The organism is Arthrobacter koreensis (assembly GCF_035792275.1).
Taxonomy (GTDB): domain Bacteria; phylum Actinomycetota; class Actinomycetes; order Actinomycetales; family Micrococcaceae; genus Arthrobacter_B; species Arthrobacter_B koreensis_A.
This window is the reverse complement of record NZ_JAMWKK010000019.1, coordinates 37528-45535: the sequence shown is the minus strand read 5'-3', so window position 1 is coordinate 45535 and position 8008 is coordinate 37528. Positions and strand designations below refer to the sequence as shown.

At 67.5% G+C, this 8008-nt stretch carries 6 protein-coding genes; 5 read left to right on the top strand and 1 reads right to left on the bottom strand.

Translation table 11 applies throughout. The annotated features are described in order from the left end of the window. Window positions 1–207 precede the first annotated feature (207 nt). Genes miaB through dapF form a run of 3 tightly spaced genes read left to right on the top strand, consistent with a single transcriptional unit; the run spans window position 208 to window position 3595 of the window. Window positions 208–1743, top strand: coding sequence for a tRNA (N6-isopentenyl adenosine(37)-C2)-methylthiotransferase MiaB (miaB, locus tag NGB94_RS15955; protein ID WP_325791694.1), 1536 nt, complete (start codon window positions 208–210; stop codon window positions 1741–1743). Next, a complete protein-coding gene (miaA, locus tag NGB94_RS15950; protein ID WP_325791691.1) occupies window positions 1740–2648 on the top strand; it encodes a tRNA (adenosine(37)-N6)-dimethylallyltransferase MiaA in 909 nt (302 codons plus the stop codon). The genes miaB and miaA overlap by 4 nt, the downstream gene beginning before the upstream one ends. Continuing rightward, window positions 2645–3595, top strand: coding sequence for a diaminopimelate epimerase (dapF, locus tag NGB94_RS15945; RefSeq protein ID WP_325791690.1), 951 nt, complete (start codon window positions 2645–2647; stop codon window positions 3593–3595). The genes miaA and dapF overlap by 4 nt, the downstream gene beginning before the upstream one ends. Before the next feature lie 35 nt (window positions 3596–3630). Here dapF and NGB94_RS15940 read toward each other — a convergent pair whose 3' ends face one another. Next, window positions 3631–4242, bottom strand: coding sequence for a class I SAM-dependent methyltransferase (locus tag NGB94_RS15940; protein ID WP_325791689.1), 612 nt, complete (start codon window positions 4240–4242; stop codon window positions 3631–3633). A gap of 144 nt (window positions 4243–4386) precedes the next feature. On the opposite strand from NGB94_RS15940, the gene hflX reads away from it, so the two are divergent. Both hflX and NGB94_RS15930 read left to right on the top strand, forming a co-directional pair. Beyond that, complete coding sequence (gene hflX, locus NGB94_RS15935) at window positions 4387–5952, top strand: GTPase HflX (RefSeq protein ID WP_325791688.1); 1566 nt, start codon at window positions 4387–4389, stop codon at window positions 5950–5952. Then, complete coding sequence (locus tag NGB94_RS15930; RefSeq protein WP_325791687.1) at window positions 5945–7981, top strand: ATP-dependent DNA helicase; 2037 nt, start codon at window positions 5945–5947, stop codon at window positions 7979–7981. The genes hflX and NGB94_RS15930 overlap by 8 nt, the downstream gene beginning before the upstream one ends. The last annotated feature ends 27 nt before the right edge of the window (window positions 7982–8008 follow it).

The following is an 8008-nucleotide window of genomic DNA, read 5'->3' as shown; positions in this document are numbered from 1 at the left end:
GCCGCTTCGCCAACAGGGACACCCGAACACACCAAGTCCACAAAATCCGTTCGGACATGTGAGGCAAAGACCTTGACCATCAAACGCTCCATCAATCAGAACGTTGCAACGACCATATGACTTCACCGCGCTCAAAAGAGCCGCAACTGGCCTCTCGGGGGAAATTGGGGAGCGGCGCCCGGCGGGACGTACCCTTGTAGGGTGAGCCTGTCTGTATCCCGTCCCGCATCAGAACCGCTAGCCGGCCTGGACGCTGAAGAGCACCAGCGCACCTATCAGGTGCGGACCTTCGGCTGCCAGATGAACGTCCACGACTCCGAGCGAATCTCCGGCCTCCTGGAAGGCGCCGGCTATGTCCCGGCCCAGGAGGGCGACGCCGACGTCGTTGTCTTCAATACCTGCGCCGTGCGCGAGAACGCGGACAACAAGCTTTACGGCAACCTCGGCCAGCTGGCCCGGGTCAAGGAATCCCGTCCGGGCATGCAGATTGCCGTTGGCGGCTGCCTGGCCCAGAAGGACCGCGACACCATCCTGGCCAAGGCACCGTTCGTCGATGCCGTCTTCGGCACCCACAACATCGGCGCCCTGCCCGCCCTGCTCGAGCGGGCCCGGCACAACGACGCAGCCCAGCTCGAGATCCTTGAATCCCTGGAGGTCTTCCCCTCCACGCTGCCCACTAAGCGGGACTCGGTCTACTCGGGCTGGGTGTCCATCTCCGTGGGCTGCAACAACACCTGCACGTTCTGCATTGTCCCGTCCCTGCGCGGCAAGGAACGCGACCGGCGCCCGGGGGAGATCCTCGCCGAAGTCCAGGCACTGGTGGACGACGGCGCCATCGAAGTCACCCTGCTGGGCCAGAACGTGAACTCCTACGGTGTTGAGTTCGGCGACCGCGGCGCCTTCGCAAAGCTGCTGCGCGCCTGCGGGTCCATCGAAGGGCTCGAGCGGGTCCGCTTCACCAGCCCCCACCCGGCTGCCTTCACCGACGACGTCATCGACGCCATGGCCGAGACCCACAACGTGATGCCCCAGCTGCACATGCCGCTGCAGTCCGGCTCGGACAAGGTCCTTAAGGACATGCGCCGGTCCTACCGGTCAAAGAAATTCCTCGGCATCCTCGAAAAGGTCCGGCGGCAGATGCCGCACGCCGCCATCTCGACGGACATCATCGTCGGGTTCCCGGGGGAGACGGAAGAGGACTTCCAGGCAACGCTCGACGTCGTTGAGCAGGCCCGGTTCGCCACCGCCTTTACCTTCCAGTACTCCAAGCGGCCCGGCACCCCCGCTGCTGAGCTACCGGACCAGCTGCCCAAGGCTGTGGTGCAGGAGCGTTTCGAGCGGCTCACCGCACTGCAGGACCGCATTGCTGCCGAGGAAAACGCCAAGCAGGTCGGCACCACCGTCGAGGTGATGGTCACCGCGGCAGCAGGCCGCAAGTCCGAGGAAACCGGACGGCTTTCCGGCCGGTCCCGCGACCAGCGCCTGGTGCACTTCTCCGTGCCCGAAGGAGCGCCCGTTCCCCGTCCGGGAGACCTTGTCACCGTCCCGGTGACGTCCGCCGCGGCCTTCCACCTCGTTGCCGACCCGGCAACGGCAGCCGACTACTCGCTGCGCCGTTCCCGCGCCGGGGATGCCTGGGACCGGTCGCAGGCCGAATCCTGCGGCGTCCCGGCACCCGCGGCCGACGGCGCTGCACGTGCAGGCGTCTCGCTCGGCATGCCTGCCCTGCCGCCGCGCCGGTGACTGCCGCACCGCTGCCCGTTATCGCCGTCGTCGGCCCCACCGGAACCGGGAAATCCGACCTCGGTGTGGCCCTTGCCCAGCGGCTGGGCGGGGAAATCATCAACGCCGACTCGATGCAGTTCTACCGCGGGATGGACATCGGCACCGCGAAACTGCCCGAAGCCGAACGCGGCGGGATTCCGCACCACCTGCTGGACATCCTGGATGTAACCGAAGAGGCCAGTGTCTCGGCTTTCCAGGCCCAGGCGCGGGAGGCCATCGACCAAATCCGCGCCCGCGGCAAATACCCGATCCTGGTGGGCGGCTCCGGACTCTACGTCCGCGCCGCGCTGGACGTCCTTGAATTCCCGGGCACGGATCCGCAGCTGCGGAACCGGATCGAAGCAGAACTGGAAAGCGAGGGCCTCGAAGCCCTGCGCGAACGGCTGCGGAAAGTCGATCCCGTCTCCGCCGGCCGTCTCGGCGACGCCCGGCGCGTGGTGCGGGCGCTGGAAGTCCACGAACTCACCGGACGGCCCTTCAGCTCGTTTATGCCCGACCGCACCTATCATCAGCCCGCCATCCAGCTGGGGCTCGACGTCGAACGCCCCCTGCTGCACGAACGCCTGGCCCTGCGCGTGGAGCGGATGGTCAGCCTCGGGCTGCTGAAGGAGGTCCGCGCCCTTGACGCTGCCGGGCTGCGCACCGGACGGACCGCCCCCCGCGCACTCGGCTATGCCCAGTTCCTGAAAGTCCTCGACGGGCTCTGGACAACCGAGCAGGCAGTGGAAGACACAGTGGTGGCCACCCGCCAGTTTGCCCGCCGCCAGCTCACCTGGTTCCGTGCCGATCCGCGTGTCACGTGGCTGAACGCCCAGGATCCCAACCTGCTTCAGTCGGCGCTCACCGCTATTCTGGATCAGTGAGCACAACATCCCCCGCCGCCCTGTCCGCCTCCGGCCTGCCGTCCGGCCTTGCCGGTCTCGCCTTCGCGAAGGGACACGGTACCGGCAACGACTTTGTCCTGGTCGCCGACCCTGACGGGCTGCGGGACTTCGACGCCGCCGAGGTGGCCGCAGTCTGCGACCGCCACAACGGCATCGGTGCCGACGGCTTCATCCGCGCCGTGCGTTCGGAGCACCTGCCGGAAGGCCAGGCGCTGCTGCAGACCAACCCGGACGCAGAGTGGTTCATGGACTACCGCAACGGGGACGGCAGCATCTCGGAGATGTGCGGCAACGGCGTGCGCGTCTTTGTGCACTTCCTGCTGGAAGAGGGACTCGCGCAGCTCGCCGAAGGCCAGGCACTGCCGATCGGCACCCGCGCCGGCCTGAAGACCGTGACGCGGACCGGGAACGGCTACGCCGTGGACATGGGTCCCTGGGAGTTCATCTTCCCGGACCACGCAGCCGCCAAAGCCATGGACACCGTGGTCAACGCGGGCGGACTTGAAGTGCCCCGGCCGGGACTTTCAGTGAGCATGGGCAACCCGCACACCGTCGTGGCGCTGGCTGAGCTGACCGAACTCGCGGCCACCGACCTGGCGAAGGCGCCCTCCGTGGAGCCCGTGCCGGAAGAGGGCACCAACGTTGAGTTTGTGGTTCCCGCGGAGCCGCTGGTGGTCGACGGCATCGGGCAGCTGACCATGCGGGTGCACGAACGCGGGGTGGGGGAGACCCTGTCCTGCGGCACCGGTGCATGCGCCGCCGCCGTCGCCACCCGCTTCTGGGCCGGGGCCGGGGCACCGGACAGCTGGAGCGTTGCCGTCCCCGGCGGCGTCCTTGGCGTCCGTTTCCTCACCGGGCCGGAAGGCCGCGAACACGTCGAACTGAGCGGACCGGCAGTGCTGGTGGCCCGCGGAACCCTGCTCTAGCAGAACGGCGCCTCAGACAACTTCCGTTCGGCGGCTTAGGCGCTGCGCTGCACCTTCAGGATGCGGAATGACTTCGCCGTGCTGTGCCTCGTCACATCAAAGTCCGCGCCCAGGTTTTCGTCCAGCCAGCGCTGGAGGGAATCAGAGCCGAGGTTCTTCTGAACTACCAGCCACGCGGTTCCATCCGGAGCCAGGCGGGGAAGCCACAGCAGCAGCAGGGCGTGCAGTTCATCCTTGCCGATCCGGATCGGCGGGTTGGACCAGATGGTGTCGAAACGCAGGGAGGGGTCGACGTCGCCGGGCAGGAATGCGTGGACATTGCCCAGTCCCAGCGTGGCAGCATTGTCCCGGGTCAGGCCCAGGGACCGTTCGTTGACGTCGACGGCGTACACCTGCGCGGCGGGCGACTTCAGCGCCATGGTCAGCGCGATCGGTCCCCACCCGCAGCCAATGTCCAGCAGGTTGCCCGACGAAGCCGGATCGGGAATACCGGAGAGCAGTACCTGCGTTCCCTTATCAACGCCGTCGGGAGAGAAGATCCCTCCGGACGTTGCGAGAGTGACCTCGCGTCCTGCCAAGGTGACGCGCAGCGGCCTGCGGACCTCCGGCGTCGCCGGCTGCGAACTGAAGTAATGCTCTGAACCCATAACTACCAAGATTAGTGGCTGTACGGCATCCGGGCCCCATCCGGCCCGGCGGCCCCGGAATGCGCTTATTGCACAACCCGCCGGATGCCCGCCACAATGTGGGTCCGCTGGCCTACCATGGTTAACACCGCTTCTAAGGAGATTATGACCATCAACAATTCCCGTCCCGCTGCCGGCTCGACGCCCACAGATTTGAAGCCCGAAGAGATTCAGGGTGTGATCGACCGGATCCTGGCCAAGGAGGACGCAGCTGCCGCCAAGCAGAGCGTAACCCCTGCCGGATTCCGCGGACAGGCACAGGCACTGTCCGCGCAGGAAGCGGAGCACTCTGACTACGACGGGGATCAGCAGGACCTCGCGGACCGCCGTGCCCTGCGCCGTGTGGCCGGACTGTCCACGGAACTCGAGGACGTCACCGAGGTTGAATACCGGCAGCTGCGGCTTGAGCGTGTTGTGCTCGCCGGGCTGTGGACGGAAGGCACTGCGGCTGACGCTGAAAACTCCCTGCGCGAACTTGCCGCCCTGGCTGAAACCGCCGGGTCCGAGGTGTTGGACGGAATGATCCAGCGGCGCCTCAAGCCGGACCCCGGAACCTTCCTCGGCTCCGGCAAGGCCCAGGAACTCAAGGACGTTGTGATGGCCACCGGCGCGGACACCGTCATTGTGGACAGCGAGCTCTCGCCGTCCCAGCGCCGCGGACTGGAAGACATCGTCAAGGTGAAGGTCATTGACCGCACCGCCCTCATCCTGGACATCTTCGCCCAGCATGCGAAGTCCCGTGAGGGCAAGGCCCAGGTTGAACTGGCGCAGCTTGAATACCTGCTTCCGCGGCTGCGCGGCTGGGGCGAATCCATGTCCCGCCAGGCCGGCGGGCAGGTGGGCAGCGCCGGAGCGGGCATGGGCTCGCGCGGACCCGGCGAAACCAAGATCGAGCTGGACCGCCGGAAGATCCGCACCCGCATGGCGAAGCTGCGCCGCGAGATTGCCGGCATGAAGCCTGCCCGTGAAACCAAGCGGGCCAACCGCCAGCGCAACCAGATCCCCTCCGTGGCGATCGCCGGCTACACCAACGCCGGCAAGTCCTCGCTGCTGAACCGGCTCACGGACGCCGGGGTGCTGGTGGAGAACGCCCTGTTCGCCACGCTGGACCCGACCATCCGCCGTGCCGAGACTCCGGACGGGCTGGGGTACACGCTGGCGGACACAGTGGGTTTTGTGCGCTCCCTTCCCACCCAGCTGGTGGAAGCCTTCCGCTCCACGCTGGAGGAAGTCGCCGACTCGGACCTGATCCTGCACGTGGTCGATGCCTCCCACCCGGATCCCGAGGGACAGATCGCAGCGGTCCGTTCCGTGCTGGCCGACGTCGATGCGCGCCGGATCCCGGAGATCATCGTGCTGAACAAGGCGGACGCAGCAGACCCGTTCGTCATCGAGCGCCTGCGTCAGCGCGAACCGCGCACCGTCGTCGTCTCTGCCCGCACCGGCGAAGGCATAGAGGAACTGCTCCAGGCGATCTCCGATGGCATCCCCAGGCCCGGTGTTGAACTTGAACTGCTGGTTCCCTACGAGCGCGGCGACGTTGTCTCCCGCCTGCACAGCCAGGATGCCGAGATCCTGCGCCTGGACCACGAGGAAAACGGAACCCGGATGCGGGTCAAGGTCCGCGATTCGCTGGCTCCGGAGCTGGAGCCGTTCCTCAGCCATGCCTAAGAAAGACACCGCCGCTGAGGTCCTGGAGCTGCTGCAGACGGCCGTTACAGCCATGGGCGGCCAGCAGCGTCCCGGACAGCAGCAAATGGCACGCGAAGTTGCCGAGTCGATCGAGTCCGGCAAGCACCTGCTGGTCCAGGCCGGAACCGGCACCGGAAAATCGCTGGCCTACCTGGTGCCGCTGATCCAGCACTCACTGGAGAGCAGCAAGCCTGCCCTGGTCTCGACAGCTACCCTGGCGCTCCAGGCGCAGATCGTGGGGCGGGACGTCCCGCGCCTGCTGGCGGCGCTCAAGCCCAAACTGCCCCGTGACGTCGACGTTGCCCTCCTGAAGGGGCGCAGCAACTACGTCTGCGTGCACAAGACCGGCGGGGGCTTCCCCGACGACGACGATCCCGGGGCGCTGTTCACCCTTGGTGAGGAAAAGGCCGTCTCGCATCCTGCGCCGGCGGCGGGCCCGACGTCGGCCCTTGGCCGCGAAGTCGTGCGGCTGCGCGAGTGGGCGGAGGAAACCGAAACCGGCGACCGGGATGAACTCCTGCCCGGCGTCAGCGACCGCGCCTGGCGGCAGGTATCCGTGACCGCGATGGAGTGTCTCGGGGCCCAGCGCTGCCCGGTGGCGGAACACTGTTTCAGTGAACAGGCCCGTGCCAAGGCTGCCGTCGCAGACCTGGTCATCACCAACCACGCAATGCTCGCCATTAGTGCCTTCGAAGGCCTCGCAGTGCTGCCGGACTACGACGTCGTAGTCATCGATGAAGCGCACGAGCTGCAGGACCGTGTAACCGGTGCAGTCACCGGACAGCTCTCCGGCACGGTCATCAGCACCGCTGTCACCGCAGCACGCAAGCACACCTCCGCCTCAGTGGAGGAGCTGGCTGCTGCGGGCCGCGCGTTCGACGCCTCCGTAGAGGGTCTGCCTGCGGGCCTGATGCCTTCCGGCCTGAACGAAGAACAGCAGCTGGCGGTCTCCCGCGTCCGCGAAGCCTCCCGGGTCGCGCTCTCCGATTCCAAGCCGGAGGGCGGGGACGCCGGCGACGGCGGACGGCAGATGGCACGCTCCCGGCTGCTCGCAGTGCTTGAACTGTGCGAACGGCTGCTTGAGGCACCGGACTCCGGTGAGGTGCTCTGGTCTTCCCGGCCCAGCACGTTTTCGCCGGGGGAGGGATACTCCCCGCCCGATGACTCAGCTCCGGCGACACTGAACGTCGCACCGATCTCCGTGGCCGGACGGCTGCGGGACGGGCTCTTCGACGGGCACACCGTGGTGCTCACCTCAGCCACCCTGGCGATCGGGTCCGAGTTCGGTCCGGTGGCAGGAGGGCTGGGCCTTGTTGGTGCCGGCGCACCGGCCTGGACCGGCACCGACGTCGGCAGTCCCTTCGACTATCCGCGCCAGGGTGTCCTGTACGTTGCCAAGGACCTGCCCAAACCGGACCGCGGCACCTCGCCAGCGCAGCTGGATGAGCTGGAAGCGCTGCTGAAAGCCTCAGGGGGCGCTGCGCTGGGTCTGTTCTCCTCGCGGCGCGCGGCGGAAGAGGCTGCGGCCGCCCTGCGCGACAAGGTGGATTTCCCCATCCTGTGCCAGGGTGAGTCCTCCATGTCCGCCCTGGTGAAGGAGTTCGCCGAGGACGACGCCACGTGCCTGTTCGGCACCATGTCCCTGTGGCAGGGAGTGGACGTCCCGGGCGAAGCCTGCCGGCTGGTGATCATTGACCGCATCCCGTTCCCGCGCCCCGACGATCCCCTGATGACGGCGCGGACCCGTGCCGTGGCCAAGGCAGGGGGTAACGGATTCATGAGCGTCTCGGCGACCCACGCTGCCGTCCGCCTGGCCCAGGGCGCCGGCCGGCTGATCCGCGCCGCGGGGGACCGCGGCATGGTGGCCGTGCTTGATTCCCGGCTTGCGACAGCCCGTTACGGCGGTTTCCTGCGCGCCGCGCTGCCGCCGTTCTGGCCAACTACGGACAAGTCCGTGGCACTGGGCATCCTGGAACGGCTGAATGCGGGACAGCGCACCGGAGCGTAGCCTCCGGCTACCTGTCGTAATCCCGGG